The organism is Mesorhizobium sp. BR-1-1-10 (genome assembly GCF_020165595.1).
Taxonomy (GTDB): Bacteria; Pseudomonadota; Alphaproteobacteria; order Rhizobiales; family Rhizobiaceae; genus Mesorhizobium; species Mesorhizobium australicum.
On sequence record NZ_JAIUIL010000008.1, the window covers coordinates 185,787 to 206,425 of the forward strand.

The following is a 20,639-nucleotide window of genomic DNA, read 5'->3' on the forward strand; positions in this document are numbered from 1 at the left end:
TCTCTATTCCGCCGGTTCCACGTTGGTGTAGGCGGCTTCCTCGAGTTCGCGCTTCAGCCGTGCTTCCTCATGGGTCTTCGGTGTGACGAAGCGGCCAAGCAGGAGATAAGCGACCGGGGTCAGGAACAGTGTCGAGATGGTGGCCAGGCCAAGCCCGCCGACAATGACCCAGCCGAGCGCCACGCGTGCCTCGGCGCCAGCGCCGGCGGCCAGCACGAGCGGCACACCGCCAAGTATGGTGCAGATCATCGTCATCATCACCGGCCGCAGGCGGATGGTGGAAGCCTGCTCGATCGCTTCGCGCACGCCCAGGCCCCGATCTCGCAGCTGGTTGGCGAATTCGACGATCAGGATGCCGTTCTTGGCCATGACGCCGACCAGAAGCACCAGGCCGATCTGGCTGTAGGCGTTGAGACTGGTGCCTGAAAGCAGCAGCGCGAAAATGGCGCAGGCGAGGCCGAGCGGCACCGTCGCCATGATGATGACGGCGCTGACGAAACTCTCGAACTGAGCGGCCAGCACCAGGAGGATGATGACCAGAGCGAAGCCGAAGATGGTGACCATGGCGCTGTTGGTTTCACCCAAAGTCGCTGCCTCGGCCAGGGGCAGGATGCGGCTTCCAGGCGGCAGGAGCGGCGTGGCGATCTGCTCGGCGCGTGTCAGCGCATCGCCAAGCGCGAAATTGCCTGAGAGGTTGGAGGTGATCGCCACCGATGGCTGCTGCTGTTCGCGCGACAGCGACGGCGGCACGGCGCGCTCGGTCAAGGTGGCGATGGTCGACATCGGCACGAAGCGGCCATCCGCCGTCTTGAGAAAGACATTTTCCAGGTCGGTCGGATCGTTGATCGGATTGGTGGTCGAGACCAGTTTCACGCCGTAGCTGCGGTCGGCGATGTAGACATCGACGACGTCGTTGCCGTCGAGCATGGCTTGCATGGTGTTGGCGAGCCCCGTGATGTCGATGCCGAGATCGGAGGCGCGCTCACGATCTATAGCTACGGCCAGTTGCGGCTGCGTCGGGTCGATCGACAGGCGCGGCGTCTGAAAGCGCTCATCCTTCTGCATTTCGGCGATGATCTTGATCGCTGCATCGCCAAGCGCCTTCCGGTCGTTGCCAACCAGAGCGAATTGCAGGCCGTTGCCGGCGCCGCGGATGCCGAGACTGTTGGGTTGGACCGGGAAGATCCGCACGCTGGGCACCTGCCTGGTCAACTGACTGATCTCGGCCATGATCTCCTGCTGGCTGCGGCTGCGCTCGTCCCACGGCGCCAGCGTCATCACCATGAAGCCCGAATTGTAGGAGCCGTTCTGGCCGGCGTTTTCGAAGGTCGAGCGGATCTCGCCGGAATCGCGCATCGGCTGGATCAGCCGCTCGATCTTCTGCATCTGCTGCGTCGTGTAGTCGAGGCTGACGCCTTGCGGGGCGTTGATACGCAACAGCACGGCGGCGCGGTCCTCGGTCGGCGTCAGTTCCTGGCGGATGGTGCCGAACAGCGCGAAGGCGACGCCGGCAAACAGCACCGCGACCAGAACCACGATCCAGGGCGCGTCGAGGCAAGCGTGCAGCGCGCGCTTGTAGCCGGCATTCAAGACGCCGCCGATGCGAGCGCCGACGCCTTCGCCGCCTTCGTGGTGAAGCGGCGCGCTGGTCAGCATGCGCGAAGCAAGCATCGGGCAAAGCGTCAGCGCGACCACGCAGGACAGAAGCACCGACATCGCAAGCACGAAGCCGAATTCGCGGAACAGGCCGCCGGTCTGGCCGGGCAGGAACGAGATCGGCACGAAGACGGCGACAAGCGTCAGTGTCGTGGCGACGACGGCGAAGAACACTTCCTGCGCGCCGAGCACGGCCGCCGCACGCGGCCCCATGCCTTCGTTGCGGCGTCGCACGATGTTTTCCAAGACGACGATGGCGTCGTCGACGACAAGGCCCGTCGCCAGCACCAAAGCGAGCAGCGTCAGGATGTTGACGGAGAAGCCGGCCAGATAGATGGCGGCGATGGTGCCGATCATGGCGACCGGCATCGACAGGCCGGGGATGAGCGTGGCGCGCCAGTCGAGCAGGAAGATGTAGATGACGATCAGCACCATGGTAACCGACAGCCCAAGCGCGATCTCGACCTCGTGCACCGCACCCTTGACGAAGACAGCGTCGTCGCTGGTGATCTTGATCGACATGCCCTTGGGCAGGTTCTCCTGCAGCTTGGCGACGGCGGCCTGGACACCCGTCGAAATGTCCAGCGTGTTCGATTCCGCCTGGCGGATAATGCCGAGGCCGATTCCGGTCTTGCCGTCCGAACGCAGCGTCGTCTGGCCAACATCGGGGCCGAGCGTGACGGTCGCTACATCGCGGATGCGCGTCGTGCCGCCGATGATGATGTTTTCGAATTCCTCGGGCGTCGTCACGTCGGCCGTGGTGCGGACGATCAGGTCCTGGTTGGTCGTTGTGATCGACCCGGCCGGGGAATCGAAGGCGACGGAGGCAAGCGCCGCCCGGAGGTCGGCGACCGTGAAGCCGAGGCTGGCGAGCTTGTTCTGGTCGACATCGATGCGAAAGATCTTGTCGCGGTCGCCATAAACCTGGACGTCGGCGACGCCGGGCACGGCGGCCAGTTCGTCCTCGATCTGGTCCTGGACCACCACCGTCATGTCCTGGATCGACATGGTGTCCGAAGTCACCGCCAGCCGCATCACCGCGTCGGAATTGGCATCGGCCTTGACGATGCGCGGCGGATCGGCGGTATCGGGCATCTGGTTGGCGACCCGGCCGACGGCATCACGCACATCCGAGGCGGCGACATTGAGATCGACACCGTCGTTGAACTCGATGGTGACGCGGCTCGAGCCGAAGGAGGAGGAAGATGAGATCGACTTGACGCCGGAGACGCGGGCGACGGCGCCCTCGATCGTGTCGGTCAGTTCGCGGTCGACGGTTTCGGCGGCCGCGCCTTCGAAGGTCGTGGAGACCGTGACGACGGCGCGGTCGACGTCGGGCAGTTCGCGGATCTCGACACCGTAGAAGGCAGCGAGGCCGGCAACGGCTATAAGGGTGTTCAGCACGAACGCCATGACCGGCCTGCGGATGAACAGTGCGGTGAAGCCGGTATCGCTGGCGGCGTTGACGGAGCCGGTCATGAGCCTTCCGCGGCGTTGGTGGCGCGCTGCTCCTGGCCCGCGATGCGAACCTCGCCGCCTTCGCTGACACTTTGGGTGCCTTCGGTGACCACCATGTCGCCGCTGTCGATCTCCGCGTCGATCAATACGGTCTCGGTGTTGCGCTGGATGATGCGCACCGGCACGCGCCTGGCCTTGCCGTCCTCGACTTGCCAGACATAGGCGCCGTCCGAACCCCAGAGGATCGCCAGCGGGCTGACGGCCGGATAGGTCTCGCCGGGGAATTTCATGGTGATGGAGAACGACATGCCGGCGCGCAGCGAATCGGCCGGATTGGCGATGGTGGCCTTGACCAGAAGTGTGCGGCTCTTTTCGTCGATATGATTGTCGATCGCCGAAACCGTGCCGGTGTATGCGTTGCTCGGATTGGCGATCGGCGTCGCCGTCAATTGCGCGCCGACCTTGACGGCGGCGGCGAAGCGCTCGGGTACCTGGAAATCGACCAGGATAGAGGACCGGTCGTCAAGCGTGGCGATCGCCGACTGGTTGGTGACGTAATTGCCGGCCGAGATCGGCAGGATGCCGACCGTGCCGGTGATCGGCGCCAAGATCGAGCGGCGCTGCAGTGCAAGCTCGGCATCCTGAAGCGCCAGCTTGGCGCCGGCCAGAACCACTTCGGCATCGGCGACCGCGACCGGTGTCGCCGCGTTGGAGGCACGCAGCGACTTGACGCGGTCGAGCTTGGACTGAGCATCCTGCAAGGCAAGCTTGGCGCGGTCCTGTGCGATGATCTCCGTCTCGGAATCGAGCGTTGCGATGATCTGTCCCTTGTCGACATGAGTGCCGGATTCGACCAGCAACTCGGCAAGACGGCCGGAACTGTAGGGATTGACGGTCACCGAGGCGTTGGCACGGCCGGTGCCGATCGCCTGCAGGCGGTCGTTTATGGTGGCCGTACCGGCAGGCAAGGCGACGACGTTGACCTGCCGGACTCCATTGCGATTGCCAGCCTGTTTCGCGCCGTCCGCACCGCTTCTGGCGGGAGGCGTTGCCGCGTACGCCCAATCCATCCCCCAGCGCGCCAGCACTTCCGGCGCGCCTGGATAGAAGCGTGCCCAGGCGGCCGCGGCGGCGACCACGATCACAAGCGCAACGACAATTTGCTTCCAGGTCCGCATCGACACTCCGGTTTCAGAAATCGTCGGCCATTCCCGAAGGAACGGCACAGTGACGATGCGGGCGGGCGGCAAAAATCCGGCCACGCCACACCCCGATATCAGCGGTTTATGGCAATTATCACGCAATCGTGCACATTAAATCTCGGTAACGTGAAACCGAGACGGCCGCGAAGCCGATGCAATGATCCGGAGGATTCTGCCTATCGCAGGCCTTCCATCTCGCGGATGCGCCGGGCGCCGTCGGCCTCGAGTTGCCTGGTGACGGCGCCGATCAGCGTTTCGGCGACGACGAAAAGTGCCGCTGAGGAATCCCATGCGGAAGGCACGGCGGTTCGTCCGGCGATGACATGGCGAGCAAAGCGGGCGATCGGCGACAGCCACTGGTCGGTGAACAGTACGATCTGAACGCCGCGCTGATGCGCCTTCTCGGCGAAGCGGACGAGGCTGTCCTGGTAGCGCCTGATGTCGAAGATCACCAGCACGTCGCGCTTGCCCATGTCGATCAGCCGGTCACGCCACATGCTCTCCTGGCCGGCGAGGTGAAAGACATCGGGCTGGATGACGGCGAGATGGGCGGCCATGTAGCGCGCCAGGGGGTCGGTAAAGCGGCCGCCGATCAGGAATGTCTTGCCACGCCGCTCGGCCAGCCTGGTGGCAATGTCGGCAAGCTGCTTGTCGGACAGGTGCCTGAAGGTCTCGCGCATATTGTCGAGCGTTGCTTCCAGCATGGGCGACACCGTGCCGCCAATAGGCGAGGGCGGGTTGAGCGTTCGTATCGCCGGCGATTGCAATTGCGCCGCCAGTTCATCCTGCAGGCTCGACTGGAACTCGGGGTAATTCTGGAAGCCCAGCCGGGCGACGAAACGCAGGATCGTCGGCGAGGAAACGCCGGCCGCGGATGAGAATTCGGCGACTGTCTTGAGGCCGATCATCGGATAGCTCGCGATCAGCGTCTGCGCTGCGCGCCGTTCGCCGGCGGGCATCGCGCCGATACGGTCGGCAATCAATTCGGCAATGTTGGAAATCATCTTTTCCCCACCCTTGGCCCGCCGACCGTCTTTTCCCCAGATCGCATTTGACAAAGCCAAACAAACTGTATGAAATCATCCACCGGGACGCAATGAAACAAAATACGTAACATACGATACAGCGCTCCCAGGGGACGGCAGGACTATGGAGACAGCGCGGCCCGCCAGCCTTGCATCGTCTGATACCGTGAGGGTGACGAACCCCGGCGGATCGAGCCCCTTCGTGCTGACCTGCGATCACGCTTCCAATTTCCTTCCGGCTGAATTCGGCACGCTCGGCCTTGCCGTCGACGACCTGTCCCGCCATATCGCTTGGGATCCCGGTGCTTTGCCGGTTGCGCTGCGGATGGCGCAGGCGCTCGATGCGACGCTGGTCGAAGCCCGCATTTCGCGTCTCGTCATCGACTGCAACCGGCCGCTCGATGCGCCGGACCTGGTGCCGCCGGTCAGCGAAACCACTGCCATACCGGGCAATACCGGCTTGTCGGAAAAACAGCGCGCGGCGCGGGTCGCCCTGTCATGGCAACCGTTCCATGGCGCCATCGAGCGCATCGTCGAGGACCGGTTGGCGCGCGGCCAGGAGACCCGCCTGGTTTCCGTTCATTCCTTCACGCCGGTCTATAAAGGCCGCAATCGGCCCTGGCATATCGGCATCATCCATGACGATGATCGCCGGCTGGCGTCGCCGCTGATATCGGCGCTGCAACGGCTCTCAGGCATCACCGTCGGCATCAACGAACCCTATTCGCCGGCCGACCGCGTCTATTTCACGCTGGAACGGCATGCGCGCTCGCGCGGGCTACCCTGCGCGATGATCGAAATCCGCAACGATGAAATCTCCGGCGAAACCGGGCAGCGGAAATGGGCGGATATGCTCACGGGCATTTTTTCGGATCTGGAGCCAGAGGAGGCCAAGGGCTCTCGACGAAGCGCAGTCGGAAAGTCAGTTCAATCGGCCAGCTAAGAACCAACAGGGGAACTCTGACATGACAACACCTGATCACTCTGACAAGTCGGAGGACACAAAAATCCTCCACAGTATGGGCTACGCCCAGGAACTAGCGCGCCGCATGAGCGGCTTCTCCAACTTCGCCATTTCCTTCTCGATCATCTGCATTCTGGCGGGCGGCATTACGTCTTTCCCGCTGGCCATGGCGACCGGCAGCGGTTTCGAGGCGACCATCGGCTGGGTCATCGGCGGCGTCTTTGCGCTCGTGGTCGCGGCTTCTCTCGGCCAGATTGGATCGGCCTATCCGACAGCCGGCGGCCTCTATCACTGGTCCTCGATCCTAGGCGGACGCGGCTGGGGCTGGGCCACGGCCTGGATCAACTTGCTCGGCCTGATCTTCGTCGTCGCTTCGGTGAATGTCGGCGTCTACCTGCTGTTTCAGGGGCTCGTTGCTGGCCCGATCTTCGGCTGGGACACATCGGCCTGGGGCTTCTGGCAACAGACGGCGGCAGTCGTCTTGATTACAGTTACCCAAGGTCTGTTCAATCATCTCGGCATCAAGACGACGACGATGTTGACCGATTTTTCCGGCTACCTCATCCTCGTTGTCGCGGTCGTGCTGACGCTGACCTTCCTGATCTGGGGCGCGCATGGCTTCGACCTCGCGCGGCTGACGACTTTCGTCAACACGACCGGCGATCTCGGTGGTGGCTATGTTCCGACGGCCCGCACCGCACTCGTGGCCTTCCTGATTGGCCTTCTCTACCCGCTTTACACGATCACCGGCTTTGACGCCTCCGCGCATACCGCCGAGGAAACGCACAATGCCCGCGTCGCTGTGCCCAGAGGCATGATCCACGCGGTCCTCTGGTCTCTCGTCTTCGGTTTCGTCATGGCGGTCTCCTTTGTCCTTGCCAGCCCCGATCTCGTGGCGACCGCCAAGGACGGCGGCAATGCCTGGTTCAACCTGTTCAACAATCTGCCGGCGCCAACGTGGCTCAAGGCTCTGCTCGGCATCGCCATCGTGCTGTCGAACTATCTGTGCGCGCTAGCAGGGCTCACTTCGACCTCGCGCATGATCTTTGCCTTTTCGCGTGACGGAGGTCTGCCGGGGTCTTCTTTATGGAAGCAGGTTTCGCCGACCTGGCGCACGCCCGTCCCAGCCATCTGGCTCGGCGTCGTTCTGTCGATCGCCGCCACGCTCTATTCGCCGGCTTTCGCGGCGCTGGCAGCCGGCTGCGCACTCTTCCTCTACGTCTCCTACGCCATGCCGATCGCGGCCGGACTTCTTGCGGAAGGAAAGAGCTGGACCGAGTTCGGGCCATTCCGGCTCGGCATCTGGTCAAAGCCGTTCGCCGTCATCACCGTGCTTGGTGTTCTGGTGTTGATGTATGCCGGCATCCAACCGCCCTTCGACATCTTGATCAACTATGCGATCGGATTGATCGTTCTGCTTGTCGTTTTGTGGTTTGCCGTCGAGAACCGCCGCTTCCAGGGGCCGCCCATCGGCGAGACGGCAATCGCCAAGCGCAGGGCGATCATCGCAGCGGCCGAAAAGGCCGTCGGCGAATCCGCCTAAACAACCAATCAAGCCGTGGCGGGTTCGCTCGCCACGGTTTTTTGTTCTCGTTCAATATGACAAGCCCGAAACGCCAAGCACTGGAGTGCCAAAGGAATGGCCGGAAGTTTCTCGTTCGATCAGTTGAAGAAAGCGGTCTCCAGCGGCGAGATCGACACGGTGCTGGCATGCATTGTCGACATGCAGGGCCGGTTGGCGGGAAAGCGGTTCCTGGCGCAATACTTCGTCGATTCCGCGCATGACGAGACGCATGGCTGCAATTACCTGCTGGCGGCCGACATCGATATGGAGCCGGTGCCGGGCTACAAGGCGGCAAGCTGGTCGAAGGGCTATGGCGACTTCGTCATGAAGCCGGACCTGGCGACGCTGCGGCGCATTCCCTGGCTGGAAAAGACGGCGCTCGTCATTTGCGACGTGCTCGACCACCACACCCATGACGACCTGCCGCATTCGCCGCGCGCCATCCTGAAGAAGCAGGTCAAGCGGCTGAGCGACCGCGGCTATATCGGCTATTTCGCTTCCGAGCTCGAATTCTATCTGTTTAACGAAACCTACGATTCCGCCCGCAAGAAGCATTGGCAGGGGCTCGATACAGCCTCGCCCTATATTGGCGACTACCAGATCGGCATCACCACCAAGGAAGAAGGCGTCATGCGCCGGCTTCGCAACGAGATGGAAGCCGCCGGTATTCCAATCGAGAATTCCAAGGGCGAGTGGGGTCCGGGCCAGGAAGAGATCAATGTGCGCTACGCCGAGGCGCTCGACATGGCCGACCGCCACGTCATCCTGAAGAACGGCGCCAAGGAGATTGCCGAGTCCGAAGGCAAGGCGATTTCCTTCATGTCCAAGTATAATTACGGTCTCGCCGGCAATTCGAGCCACATCCACAATTCGCTGTGGAGCGCGGACGGCAAGACGCCGCTGTTCTTCGACAGACAAGCCGACTGGACCTTGTCGACGCTCGGCCAGCAATGGGCGGCCGGGCAGCTGAAATACGCCAAGGAATTCACCTGGTTCCTGGCGCCCTACATCAATTCCTACAAGCGCTTCCAGGCCGGCACTTTCGCGCCGACCAAGATCATGTGGAGCGAAGACAACCGCACCGCCGGCTTCCGCCTGTGCGGCGAGGGCACCAAGGGCATCCGCATGGAATGCCGCATCGGCGGCGCCGACCTCAATCCCTATCTCGCCTTCGCGGCGCTGATCGCGGCCGGCCTCGCCGGTATCGACGAGAAGCTGGAATTGCAGAAGCCTTTCGTCGGCGACGCCTATCAGGCTTCTCGTTTGCCGGAAATTCCAAAGACGCTGCGCGATGCGACCGAGACGCTGGCGAAATCGAAGATGCTGAAACAGGCGCTCGGCGAGGATGTGCTCGAGCACTATGTCCACACAGCGAAGTGGGAACAGTTCGAATACGATCGGCGTATCACGGATTGGGAACTGCACAGAGGGTTCGAGCGTTACTAAAGCTTTATGCAGCTTTATTGTTGACAATGTAGTTAATGTAGCTCATAGAAGGCTGCAAGCTGCAATTGTTGGGGAGTTCGCAATGTCCAAATATGCGCCGCTGAAGGAATTTCTGGTCGCCCAGAATGCCGACCGTGTGCCTATGTCGTTCGATCAGATCGAAAGCGTGCTTAGTCTGCCGTTGCCGGCATCGAAGCGATACCCCGCGTGGTGGAGCAACAATCCGAGCAACAATCCCATGACCAGGGAGTGGCTCGAGGCCGGGTTCGAAACCGAATCCGTCAACGTAGGCGCTGGCAAGCTTGTCTTTCGCCGCGTTCGCAAGATGCCGACCGGTGACGCCGCACCCGCGGTGCGTACGCACCGTCACCCTGGATTTGGTTTCATGAAGGGCTTGATAGCAATCGAGGCCGGGTTTGATGTCACCAAACCGTTCGATGATGAGCCTTGGGATCGGGGTTATCTGGGCGGTGAAACTCAGGCGCAGCATGGCAAACACATGACGCGCAAATGAGTGAAGAGCCGAGCCTGCTTCTGGACACGTGCGCGATGATCTTCATTGCAAATGACAGCAAAATCGACCCTCAGGCAAGTCAGGAGATTTCCGACGCGGCCTATGATGGTCGCCTCTATCTCTCGCCGATGTCAACATGGGAGATCGGCATCGGTGTGGCCAAGGGCCGGCTCAACTTGCCCATAGCGCCGCTCGATTTCGTAGAGCGGTTCATTGAGCGCATGTCCGCAAAACTCAGCGCGATTTCGCCGGCCATTCTGATCGCGTCTTCCAACTTGCCGGGTTCGCCCCATGGCGATCCTATGGATCGAATACTGATTGCCACTGCAAGGGCCTTGGACATGGTTCTTGTGACGCGAGACGAGCCCATCCTTCGCTACAGCCGCAACGGACATCTGCGTACATTAGCCTGCTAAATGGAGCACCTTTTGGAAACCGTAAAACTCAAATCCCCCATCGACGGCTCGATCTATGCGGAGCGGCCGGTCGCTACCGACCAGGCGATCAACGCCGCGGTCGAGCGTGCCAAGGCGGCGCAGGAGAAGTGGGCGCAGTCGCCGATCGTCGAGCGCGGCAAGTATATGCTGGCGATGCTGGAAGCACTGGTCGCGATGACCGACGAGATCGTGCCGGAGATCGCCTGGCAGATGGGGCGTCCCGTTCGTTATGGCGGCGAGTTCGGCGGCGTCAAGGAGCGTACCAACTACATGGTCGAGATCGCGGAAGCGGCGCTCAAGTCCGTGCCGGCCTCCAACCCGAAGGACGGCTTCCGGCGCTATGTGAAGAAGGATCCGCTTGGGGTGGTCATGGTGATCGCGCCATGGAACTATCCCTATCTGACAGCGGTCAACACCATCGTGCCGGCGCTGATGGCCGGCAACGCCGTCATCCTGAAACATGCCGCGCAGACGTTGCTGGTCGGCGAGCGCTTTCAACAGGCTTTCGACAAGGCCGGCCTGCCAAAGGGCGTGTTCCAGAATGTCGTGCTCAACCATGCACAGACGGAAAAACTGCTGGGTTCCGGCAAGATCGACCATGTCAATTTCACCGGCTCGGTCGCTGGCGGCCGTGCTATCGAAAAGGCGGCGGCAGGCACCTTCATGACGCTTGGGCTCGAACTCGGTGGCAAGGATCCGGCCTATGTGCTGCCCGACGCCAAGATGGACCATGCCGTGGCCAATCTGGTCGACGGCGCCTTCTTCAATTCCGGCCAGTGCTGCTGCGGCATCGAACGCGTCTATGTGCACGAAAAAGTCTATGACGAGTTCGTCGAAGGCTTCATCGCCGAGACCAGGAATTATGTCGTCGGCAATCCGCTGGAGCAGGCGACGACGATGGGACCGATGGCGCAGGCGCGCTTTGCCGACCTGATCCGCGAGCAGAAGGCCGAAGCGCTGCGCAAGGGTGCCAAGGCGCACATCAACATGAAGGTGGCTAACGACAAGGCCGGCTCGCCTTACCTGGCGCCGGAGGTGTTGACGCAAGTCGACCATCAGATGAGCGTCATGCGTGAGGAAAGCTTTGGCCCGATCGTCGGCATCATGAAGGTGCGCAACGATGAGGAGGCGATCGCTTTGATGAACGACAGCCCCTACGGGCTGACGGCCTCGATCTGGACGCGCGACACCGAGCATGCGGTGGCGATCGGCGACCGCGTCGAGACCGGCACGGTGTTCATGAACCGCTGCGACTATCTCGATCCCGCGCTGGTCTGGACCGGCGTCAAGGACACCGGCAAGGGCGTTGCCCTGTCGGCGCTGGGCTATGACAATCTGACCCGGCCGAAATCCTTCCATCTGCGTGAAGCCATCTAATTTTCGAAAGACAAAAATGTCCAAGCTCATCTCCAAATGGAACTACCCCACCACCGTTCGCTTCGGCGCCGGGCGCATCAAGGAACTGCCGGAGGTGCTCGCGGCCACCGGCATCAAGCGGCCGCTTTTCGTCACCGATCCGGGATTGGCGAAACTGCCGGTCGTCGCCTCGACGCTCAGGATTCTCGACGAGGCCAAGGTGCCCTATGGCGTGTTCTCCGAGGTGAAGCCGAACCCGGTCGAGTCCAACCTCACCGCCGGCATCGGGGTGTTCAAGAGGGGCAAGCATGACGGCGTCATCGCCTTCGGCGGCGGCTCGGCGCTCGACCTCGGCAAGCTGATCGCCTTCCAGGCCGGCCAAGTCAGGCCGGTCTGGGACTTCGAGGATGTCGGCGACTGGTGGACGCGCGCCAACTCTGACACCATCGCGCCAATCATCGCGGTGCCGACCACCGCCGGCACCGGCTCGGAGGTCGGCCGCGCCGGCGTCATCACCAACGAGGAGACGCATACCAAGAAGGTCATTTTCCATCCGAAGTTGTTGCCGGCGATCGTCATCGCCGATCCGGAGCTTTCGGTCGGCATGCCTTCCTTCATCACCGCCGGCACCGGCATGGACGCGCTCGCCCATTGCCTCGAGGCCTATTGCGCGCCGGGCTACCATCCGATGGCCGACGGCATTGCCGTCGAAGGCATACGCCTGGTGTTCGAGAACCTGCCGAAGGCTTATGCCAATGGCAAAGATCTCGTCGCCCGCGCCCACATGATGAGCGCGGCCGCCATGGGCGCCGCGGCCTTCCAGAAGGGGCTGGGTGCCATCCACTCGCTGTCGCATCCGATCGGCGCGCTCTACGACACCCATCATGGCATGACCAATGCCGTGTTCATGCCATATGTGCTGGCCTTCAATCGCGACTCCATCGAGGAGCGTATCGCCCGGCTCGCCGCCTATTGCGGCATCAAGGGCGGTTTCGACGGCTTCGCCAAGGCTGTTATCAAGCTGCGCAAGGAGTTGAAGGTGCCGCACGCGCTGCCGGGCCTGATCAAGGGGCTCGACATGGACAAGAAGCGCAAGGGCCTGATCGCCGACATGGCGGTGGTCGATCCGACGGCCGGCGGCAACCCGGTCAAGCTGACCAAGAAGGCGGCGCTGACGCTGCTCGAAAACGCCATCGCCGGGACGGTCTGAGGCCGGTTCCTGGATGCGGAAGTTGATCGGGAAACGAGGGGAAAGGAGAGGGGAAGGGGCGATATAGGGGCGGATTAATGATTAGCCGGAAAATTAAGTGATGGCTAATTGCTACAGTCCGTTAAAAAGAGTTAACTTTTCACGCTGCGAGGCGCCGGTTTCACAAAGCTTTCATCTGGCTGTCACACGAAAACGATACCGCATCGCAGACGTCCAACGGCGTCAGTTCAATGGAGAGAACACATGTTCAAATTCACGGGGAAAGTGCTTTCCCTTTCGGCCGCGACCCTGATGGTGTCGTCGGTGATTTCGTCCGCCGCTTCGATGGACGATCTCATCAAGGCCGCCAAGGCCGAAGGCCAGCTCACCACGATCGCCTTGCCGCATGACTGGTGCGGTTACGGCGACGTCATCGCCGGCTTCAAGGCGAAGTATCCGGAAATCACCGTCAACGAACTCAACCCCGACGCCGGCTCCGGCGACGAAGTCGAGGCGATCAAGGCCAACAAGGACAACAAGGGCCCGCAGGCTCCTGATGTCATCGACGTCGGCCTGTCCTTCGGCCCGACCGCCAAGGCCGATGGCCTGTTGATGCCATACAAGGTGTCGACCTGGGACTCGATCCCGGACAGCGCCAAGGATGCCGATGGCGCCTGGTACGGCGACTATTATGGCGTGCTGTCGTTCATGGTGAACAAGGACCTGATCAAGGAGTCGCCGAAGGACTGGGCCGATCTCCTCAAGCCCGAATTCGCCAACGCGGTCGCCGTCGCCGGCGATCCGCGCGCTTCGAACCAGGCCATCCAGGCCGTCTACGCCGCGGGCCTTTCCGGTGGCGCGGCTGCTGGTGAAGCCGCTGGCACCGCCGGTCTCGACTTCTTCAAGAAGCTCAACGCCGCCGGCAATTTCGTGCCGGTCGTCGGCAAGCCGGCAACGCTTGCCCAGGGCCAGACCCCGATCCTGATCAACTGGGACTACAACGCGCTCGCCGGTCGCGACACGCTGAAGGGCAACCCGCCCGTCGACGTCATCGTGCCGAAGACCGGCGTTGTCGCCGGTGTTTACGTGCAGGCGATCAGCGCGTTCGCGCCGCATCCGAATGCAGCCAAGCTGTGGATGGAATATCTCTATTCCGACGAAGGCCAGGTCGGCTGGCTGAAGGGCTATTGCCACCCGATCCGCTTCAACGATCTGGCCAAGAACGGCAAGATCCCCGCGGACGTTCTGGCCAAGCTGCCGCCGGCGGAATCCTACGCCTCGGCCGCCTTCCCGACGCTCGACGAGCAGGGCAAGGCGAAGGAGACCATCAGCAAGAACTGGGACGCCGTTGTCGGCGCCAACGTCAAGTAAGGCTTGAAATCCACCGGGCGGCCGCGAGGCCGCCCGGCTTCCCCTCGAAGACGGTAGCCGGCGCATGACCGATCTTACGCTTTCAAATCAGTCTGTCACCACCAAGCCCGCGCCGCCGAACGAGGCGACCACTTTCCGCTTTCCGATGCAGTGGATTGGCGTGGCGCCTTTCTTCATCTTCGTCCTGATGTTCCTGATCCTGCCGACGATCTATCTCGTCCTGGGCGCTTTCCAGAATGGCGACGGTCAGCTGACGCTGGACAATATCCTGCAGCTGGTCAGCGATCCCTCGATCAGCGCTTCCTACTGGGTTTCGATCAAGATCAGTTTCTGGTCGGCGGTCATCGGTGCCTTTGCCGGGCTCGCGATTGCCATCGCCATCGTGCGCGGCGGGCTTCCTAACTGGACCCGCTCGGCGACCTTGACTTTTTCGGGCGTCGCCTCGAATTTCGCCGGCTTGCCACTGGCCTTCGCCTTCCTGGCGACCCTCGGCCGCGTCGGCATCGTCACGACGCTTCTGCGTGACGTTCTCAATGTCAACATCTACGCGATGGGTTTCAATTTCCTCACGACATCGGGTCTGATCGCGGTCTATCTGTTCTTCCAGATTCCGCTGATGGTGGTCATCATCGTGCCGGCCATCGACGGCTTGAAGAAGGAATGGGGCGAGGCCGCCGCCACGCTCGGGGCCACCCAGTCGCAGTATTGGCGCATGGTGGTCATCCCGGTCTTGTGGCCGAGCTTCCTCGGCACCGTTATCCTGTTGTTCGCCAATTCCTTCGGCGCCATCGCCACGGCTTATGCGTTTGCCGGCCCGGCACTCAACATCGTTCCCATCAAGCTCTATTCGCAGATCAATGGCGACGTGCTGCACAACCCGCAGCTCGGCTATGCCATCGCCTTCGGCATGATCGTCATCACGGGCTTGGCCAACGTCTTCTACATCTGGTTCCGGACCCGGTCCGAAAGGTGGCTGAAATGAAGTCGGGCAAATTCTGGGCCTGGGTCGTCTTCATTGTCGGCGCGGCCTATTTCTTCATTCCGCTGATGGCGACTGTCGAGTTCTCGTTGCGCATGCGCCGCGGCGTCCATTCCTTCGACGCCTACCAGATCGTGCTGGGCGACGCTCGCTTCCAGTCGACCTTCCTGTATTCGGTGGTAGCGGCCGTCTTCACCATCATTCTCGGCGTGCTGATCGTGGTGCCGGCGGCCTACTGGATCCGGCTGCGCCTGCCGCAGCTCAGGCCGATCGTCGAATTCATCACGCTGTTGCCGCTGGTCATTCCGGCCATCGTCATCGTCTTCGGCTATATCAGGATGTACGGCTCGAATTCCCCGCTGCCGTTCCTGGGCAGCAATATGGGCGCCAATGCCTTGCTGGTGATCGGCTATGCGACGCTGGCTCTGCCCTACATGTATCGCGCCGTCGATACCGGGCTGCGCACCATCGATGTGCGGACATTGACCGAAGCAGCGCAGATCCTGGGCGCCGGCTGGGGCACGATCATTGGCCGGGTGATCCTGCCCAATGTCCTGATCGCCGTGCTGTCGGGCGCCTTCCTGACCTTCGCCATCGTCATCGGTGAGTTCACCATGGCGAGCCTCCTCAACCGTCCGGCCTTCGGCCCGTATCTGCAAAACGTCGGCGCCAACCGTGCCTATGAGCCGGCAGCCCTAGCCATCATCGCCTTCGCCATTACCTGGGGCTGCATGTCGCTCATCCAGATCCTGTCCCGCTTCGCGCCGAAATCGGCGAACCGCCCGAATTGATCGAAAAGCACCTGACCTGAGAGAAAAAGCCATGGCCGAGCCATTCCTGTCCATCCAGCATGTGCGAAAGTCCTACGGGTCCAACACCGTGGTGCAGGATTTCAGCCTCGACGTCGAGCCGGGCGAGTTCGTCTCGTTCCTGGGGCCATCCGGATGCGGCAAGACGACGGTGCTGCGCATGGTCGCCGGCTTCGAGGAGCCGTCGGCCGGCAAGATCGTCGTCGCCGGCAAGGACATCACGCGGCTGAAGCCCAACCAGCGCAACGTCGGCATGGTGTTCCAGGCCTATGCGCTATTCCCGAACTTGACGGTGGCGCAGAACATCGCTTTCGGGTTGAAGGTTGCCGGCATGCCGAAGGCCGACGCGGACAAGCGCGTCGCCGAGATGCTCGACATGATCAGGCTGCCGCAGATGGCGGACCGCTATCCCTACCAGCTCTCCGGAGGCCAGCAGCAGCGCATCGCGCTGGCGCGTGCTATCGCGCCGAAACCAAAGCTCCTGCTGCTCGACGAGCCGCTGTCGGCGCTGGACGCCAAGGTGCGCGTGTCGCTGCGCGAAGAAATCCGCTCGATCCAGAAGAAGCTCGGCATCACCACCATCTTCGTGACCCATGACCAGGAAGAGGCGCTGTCGATCTCCGACCGCATCGCCGTCATGTATGGCGGCAAGGCCGAGCAGGTCGCGACGCCGTTCGAGATCTACAACCGGCCGGCGACCAAGTTCGTCGCCAATTTCGTCGGCACGCTGAACGTGCTCGAAGGCAAGGTCACCGACGCCGTCTCCGGCAAGGTGCAGGTCAACACGCAGGAAGTCTCGCTCAAGGGCAAGCTCAACGGCTCGAAGTCCGGCGACACGCTGTCTCTGGCGCTGCGACCCGAGGCGATTTCGCTCGGCCGCCAGCCCGGCCGCGACTCCAGCCTGACCGGAGAGATTTCCGAAGTGCACTTCCTCGGCTCGGTTATCCGGGTCCGTGTCGGCATCGGCGGCAACACGGTCTCGCTCGACACGTTCAACAACTCCGCCACCCCGCCGCCCGCAGTCGGGGAGAAGGCCGAGATTTCGTTCTCGTCGAGCGATATGCTGGTGCTGCACTAGGTAGTCCGCTGTCGGAAGGCGTCCCAAACGGGCGCGCTCCAGCCATCGGGATTTCTCATGCTGCCGACGGCGACACGGCCCGTGCCAGAGGTGTCCCTGTTGTTTCACGACCATGACTTTGGCACTGCCAATCGCCTCGTTCGGCGGCTACGATAGAGCATGGCTCTTTTCGAACTGACGCTTATCCTCCTGTTGATTGCAGTCGCGCTGACGGCGCTGTCGCGGCGGCTGCAAGTTCCTTATCCGTCGCTGCTGGCGCTGGCGGGCGCGGGCATCGCCTTCCTGCCCGGCATGCCCACCATCGAAATCGACCCGGAACTGGCGCTGGCCCTGTTCATCGCGCCGGTGCTGCTCGACGCCGCCTATGACACCTCGTTGCGCGATCTCAATCGCAACCGGCTGCCGCTCGCCCTGCTGGCCTTGGGGGCGGTCGTTTTCACCACCGCAGCGGTTGCGCTGCTCGGCTGGAAGATGGCAGGCCTGCCGATCGCCGCGGCCGTCGCCCTTGGCGCCATCGTAGCGCCGCCCGATGCCGTCGCGGCGTCGGCCGTGCTCGGACAATTCAAGGTGCCGCATCGCATCACCACCATCCTGCAAGGCGAGAGCCTGCTCAACGATGCAACCGCGCTGCTGATCTACCGTATCGCTGTCGCCGCCGCCCTCGGTCCGTTCCTGTTGAGCAGCGCCGCGCCCATGGTCGTCTTGTCGACCGTTGGTAGCCTGGTGGCCGGCTATGTACTCGGTCGGCTGTCGCTTGCCACGCTGAGCCGCATCGAGGACGCGGCCAGCGGTACCGTGGTGCAGTTCGCCGGTACGTTCGGTGTCTGGATCCTGGCGGACAGGTTGGGTCTGTCGGCGATCATCACCATCGTCGTCTACGCCATGACCATCGCGCGGACCGCGCCACGCCGAATGTCGGCGAGAAAGCGTGTCAGTTCCTATTCGGTCTGGGAGACGGCGGTGTTCGTGCTCAACGTGCTGGCCTTCGTGCTGATGGGTCTGCAGGCGCGGTCGATCGTCGGACGGCTCGCCGGTACGGGAGAGCTCGACGCATTCGTCTTTGCCGCGGCTGTGCTGGCGGTCGTCATCGTTTCGCGCCTGATCTGGGTGCTGGGCTGCGGTGCAGTCATCAGGTGGTTTGCCCGCTTTGGCGGCGCCGAGCATCAGCCGGATACGCCGTCCTTTCGCGGCGGCGTGCTCATCGGCTGGTGCGGCATGCGGGGACTGGTAACCCTTGCCGCGGCATTCGCCCTGCCGGTCGAATTTCCTGCTCGCGACCCGATCGTGCTCGCCGCCTTCACGGTCGTGCTCGGCACCCTGGTGCTGCAAGGAATGAGCCTGAAGCCGCTGCTGCGCGTCCTGAAGCTGGATCCCGACGAAACGGTCGACCGGGAGGTAGCGAAGGCGCGCGTCGTGGTCATGCAGGCCGCGCTTGATGTATTGAGCGGAAAGACCTCGAGCGCCGCAGCCGCGGTGCGCGAGCAATATGCCGCCCAGCGCAAGATCGCCAAAAATCCCGAGGATGCCCAGGCCGCGACCGAATATGACAGGCTGCGTCTCTATGCCATCAAAAGCCAGCGCGATGCCCTGGAGGAGCTGCGCCGCAACGGCACCATCGGTGACGAAGCCTATCACCGTCTGGAGGAAGAGATCGACTGGACGGAACTTGCGGCATCGCCGGCAGGCCGGTTCCAGCCGCTGACCACCGACTAGCAGATACCGCGTCTCGGCCGCTGCCCTGCTGGCCCAAGCCCCGTCCGTCCTCCTGCACATTGCAAGCGATCGGCCGAACCGTTACTGCCACCATCGAAAAGTGAGCCGGATAAGCAATGAAGCTGGTCAGCTACAACATCCAGTACGGATTCGGCAGCGACGGGCGCTACGATCTTTCGCGTGCGGCACGCCTTGTCGCCGGCGCCGACATCATCGCCTTGCAGGAGGTCGAGCGGCACTGGCAGCGCAGCGATTTCGATGACCAGCCGGAGCTGCTTTCCCAATTGCTGCCTGGGTATCACTGGGTCTACGGCCCAGCCTTCGACATGGATGCCAGCGAGCTGCGCGACGGCCGTCTGGTCAATCGCCGCCGGCAGTTCGGCACCATGGTTATGTCGAAGCTGCCGATCGTCTGGTCGCGACTGCACGCGCTGCCGATGCGCCGCACGCTGCGGCCGCTCAACACCCGCAACGCCGCCCTCGAATGCATGATCCGCACGCCGGCCGGGCCGGTCAGGGTGCTGTCGCTGCATCTCGCGCACATCGCGGCGGAAGAGCGGCTGGAGCAGATCGATTATCTCATGGCCGAGCACCGCCGGGTACCATCGGAAGGCGGACCGTGGAGCGGCGCGGACGACGAACCTTCGCGTAACTGGACACATGGGGAAGTCGAGCCGGAAAATCCGCTGGCGACGATCTGGATGGGCGATTTCAACATGGAACCCGGCAGCGCCGAATATCGCCGCATTGTCGGCAGCACGCCCTATCATCGGGGCGCTGCCTATCTCGACGGCTTCGTCGATGCCGCTTCTGTCGCCAGCGAGCCGGTAGCGGATTTCCATACGCATGAGAAGATCATCGACGGCAGGCTGGCAAAGCGCCGGCTTGACCATTGCTTCGTCGGCGGCATGTTGGCCGGGCGTGTGCGTTCGGTTGGATCAGACATGGGCGAGGTGGCTTCCGACCACTTCCCGGTCCGGGTCGACATCGATCTCGAGACGCCCTTCGGCCTGGGAGGTCGATGAGCTCCCCATGACGCTTTTCGTCTTCTTCGCGGTGCTTGCCGCGGCCGCCATGCACGCGATCTGGAACGCGCTGGTCAAGGTGCATCTCGACCGCTTCCTGTCGATCACGCTGATGACGCTCGGCATGGGCACTGCTGCCCTCGTCGTGCTGCCCTTCGTCGAGGTGCCGAAGGTGGAGGTCTGGCCCTACATCATCGCTTCGGTGATCTTCCACATGGGCTATCGCACCTTCCTGATCGGCGCCTACCAGGCCGGCGATTTCGCCCAGACCTACCCGCTGGCGCGTGGCACGGCACCCCTGCTGGCCGCGATTGGCGGCATGTTCGTCGTCGCCGAAGTGCCGGCGCCGCTTGCCATCCTTGGCATCCTGCTGTTGTCGGCAGGCACGCTGGTGATGTCGTTTCGCGGTGGCGCGCATCTGGAGAAGCTGAATCTGCGCGCGGTCGGCTATGCGCTGGGCACGTCGATCTTCATCGCCAGCTACACCCTGTCCGACGGCAGCGGCGCGCGGCTGGCGGCAACGGCGCAGAGCTATGCCGCCTGGCTGTTCATCTGCGATGCATTTGGGGCGCTGGTGCTGTGCCTCGTTTTCCGAGGGCCCAAGGCGCTGCCCGTTCTGGCGCGCGACTGGAAAACGGGACTGTTCACCGGTGTGCTTTCCGGCGCCGCCTACTGGATCGTCATGTGGGCGATGACCAAGGCGCCGATCGCCTCGGTGGCGTCGCTGCGCGAGACCTCGATCCTGTTTGCCATGATGATCTCGGTCTACGCCCTCGGCGAAAAGATGACAGGCTGGCGCGGCGCCGCCGCGCTCAGCATTGTTGCGGGCGTCATCGCGTTGAGGATGGGTTGA

At 62.8% G+C, this 20,639-nt stretch carries 17 protein-coding genes; 14 read left to right on the top strand and 3 right to left on the bottom strand.

Going from position 1 to position 20,639, the window contains the following annotated elements; all coding sequences use genetic code 11:
• Positions 1-3 precede the first annotated feature (3 nt).
• The 3 genes from LB555_RS19510 to LB555_RS19520 all read right to left on the bottom strand — a co-directional run bounded on the left by LB555_RS19510 (position 4) and on the right by LB555_RS19520 (position 5,320).
• Positions 4-3,135: an efflux RND transporter permease subunit gene (locus LB555_RS19510; protein ID WP_140875167.1), complete on the bottom strand. Its 3,132-nt coding sequence runs from the start codon at positions 3,133-3,135 to the stop codon at positions 4-6.
• Positions 3,132-4,292, bottom strand: a complete 1,161-nt coding sequence (locus LB555_RS19515; protein ID WP_140823098.1) for an efflux RND transporter periplasmic adaptor subunit — start codon at positions 4,290-4,292, stop codon at positions 3,132-3,134. The genes LB555_RS19510 and LB555_RS19515 overlap by 4 nt, the downstream gene beginning before the upstream one ends.
• Positions 4,293-4,492: 200 nt before the next feature.
• The gene (locus tag LB555_RS19520) at positions 4,493-5,320 is read right to left on the bottom strand and encodes a MurR/RpiR family transcriptional regulator (protein ID WP_140661758.1); all 828 of its coding nucleotides are present in this window, start codon (positions 5,318-5,320) and stop codon (positions 4,493-4,495) included.
• 145 nt (positions 5,321-5,465) lie between these two features.
• On the opposite strand from LB555_RS19520, the gene LB555_RS19525 reads away from it, so the two are divergent.
• The 14 genes from LB555_RS19525 (at position 5,466) to LB555_RS19590 (ending at position 20,639) form a co-directional block, all read left to right on the top strand.
• The gene (locus LB555_RS19525) at positions 5,466-6,284 is read left to right on the top strand and encodes an N-formylglutamate amidohydrolase (protein WP_224528780.1); all 819 of its coding nucleotides are present in this window, start codon (positions 5,466-5,468) and stop codon (positions 6,282-6,284) included.
• A 22-nt stretch (positions 6,285-6,306) separates the two neighbouring features.
• Positions 6,307-7,848: an amino acid permease gene (locus tag LB555_RS19530; RefSeq protein ID WP_015315803.1), complete on the top strand. Its 1,542-nt coding sequence runs from the start codon at positions 6,307-6,309 to the stop codon at positions 7,846-7,848.
• Between the two features lie 96 nt (positions 7,849-7,944).
• Entirely contained in the window at positions 7,945-9,315 is a 1,371-nt protein-coding gene (locus LB555_RS19535; RefSeq protein ID WP_224683523.1) for a glutamine synthetase family protein, read from the top strand.
• An 82-nt stretch (positions 9,316-9,397) separates the two neighbouring features.
• On the top strand, positions 9,398-9,829 hold the full coding sequence (locus LB555_RS19540; protein ID WP_224683524.1) for a hypothetical protein: 432 nt from the start codon (positions 9,398-9,400) through the stop codon (positions 9,827-9,829).
• Positions 9,826-10,245, top strand: coding sequence for a type II toxin-antitoxin system VapC family toxin (locus LB555_RS19545; RefSeq protein WP_224683525.1), 420 nt, complete (start codon positions 9,826-9,828; stop codon positions 10,243-10,245). The genes LB555_RS19540 and LB555_RS19545 overlap by 4 nt, the downstream gene beginning before the upstream one ends.
• A complete protein-coding gene (locus LB555_RS19550) occupies positions 10,246-11,643 on the top strand; it encodes an aldehyde dehydrogenase family protein (protein WP_224683526.1) in 1,398 nt (465 codons plus the stop codon).
• A gap of 16 nt (positions 11,644-11,659) precedes the next feature.
• Positions 11,660-12,832 carry an iron-containing alcohol dehydrogenase gene (locus LB555_RS19555; protein ID WP_224683527.1) on the top strand — a complete coding sequence of 391 codons (1,173 nt, stop codon included), beginning with the start codon at positions 11,660-11,662 and terminating at the stop codon, positions 12,830-12,832.
• Positions 12,833-13,075: 243 nt separating this feature from the next.
• Positions 13,076-14,182: an ABC transporter substrate-binding protein gene (locus LB555_RS19560; protein WP_224528774.1), complete on the top strand. Its 1,107-nt coding sequence runs from the start codon at positions 13,076-13,078 to the stop codon at positions 14,180-14,182.
• Positions 14,183-14,246: 64 nt separating this feature from the next.
• Positions 14,247-15,164, top strand: a complete 918-nt coding sequence (locus tag LB555_RS19565; RefSeq protein ID WP_140619323.1) for an ABC transporter permease — start codon at positions 14,247-14,249, stop codon at positions 15,162-15,164.
• The gene (locus LB555_RS19570) at positions 15,161-15,952 is read left to right on the top strand and encodes an ABC transporter permease (protein WP_015315811.1); all 792 of its coding nucleotides are present in this window, start codon (positions 15,161-15,163) and stop codon (positions 15,950-15,952) included. Before LB555_RS19565 ends, LB555_RS19570 begins: the two co-directional genes overlap by 4 nt.
• 31 nt (positions 15,953-15,983) lie before the next feature.
• Positions 15,984-17,048 (top strand): ABC transporter ATP-binding protein, encoded by a 1,065-nt coding sequence (locus LB555_RS19575; protein WP_224683528.1) that lies wholly within the window; start codon positions 15,984-15,986, stop codon positions 17,046-17,048.
• A gap of 159 nt (positions 17,049-17,207) precedes the next feature.
• Positions 17,208-18,761, top strand: a complete 1,554-nt coding sequence (locus LB555_RS19580; protein WP_224683529.1) for a cation:proton antiporter — start codon at positions 17,208-17,210, stop codon at positions 18,759-18,761.
• Positions 18,762-18,877: 116 nt separating this feature from the next.
• Positions 18,878-19,786: an endonuclease/exonuclease/phosphatase family protein gene (locus LB555_RS19585; protein WP_224683530.1), complete on the top strand. Its 909-nt coding sequence runs from the start codon at positions 18,878-18,880 to the stop codon at positions 19,784-19,786.
• A 7-nt stretch (positions 19,787-19,793) separates the two neighbouring features.
• Positions 19,794-20,639, top strand: a complete 846-nt coding sequence (locus LB555_RS19590; RefSeq protein WP_224683531.1) for an EamA family transporter — start codon at positions 19,794-19,796, stop codon at positions 20,637-20,639.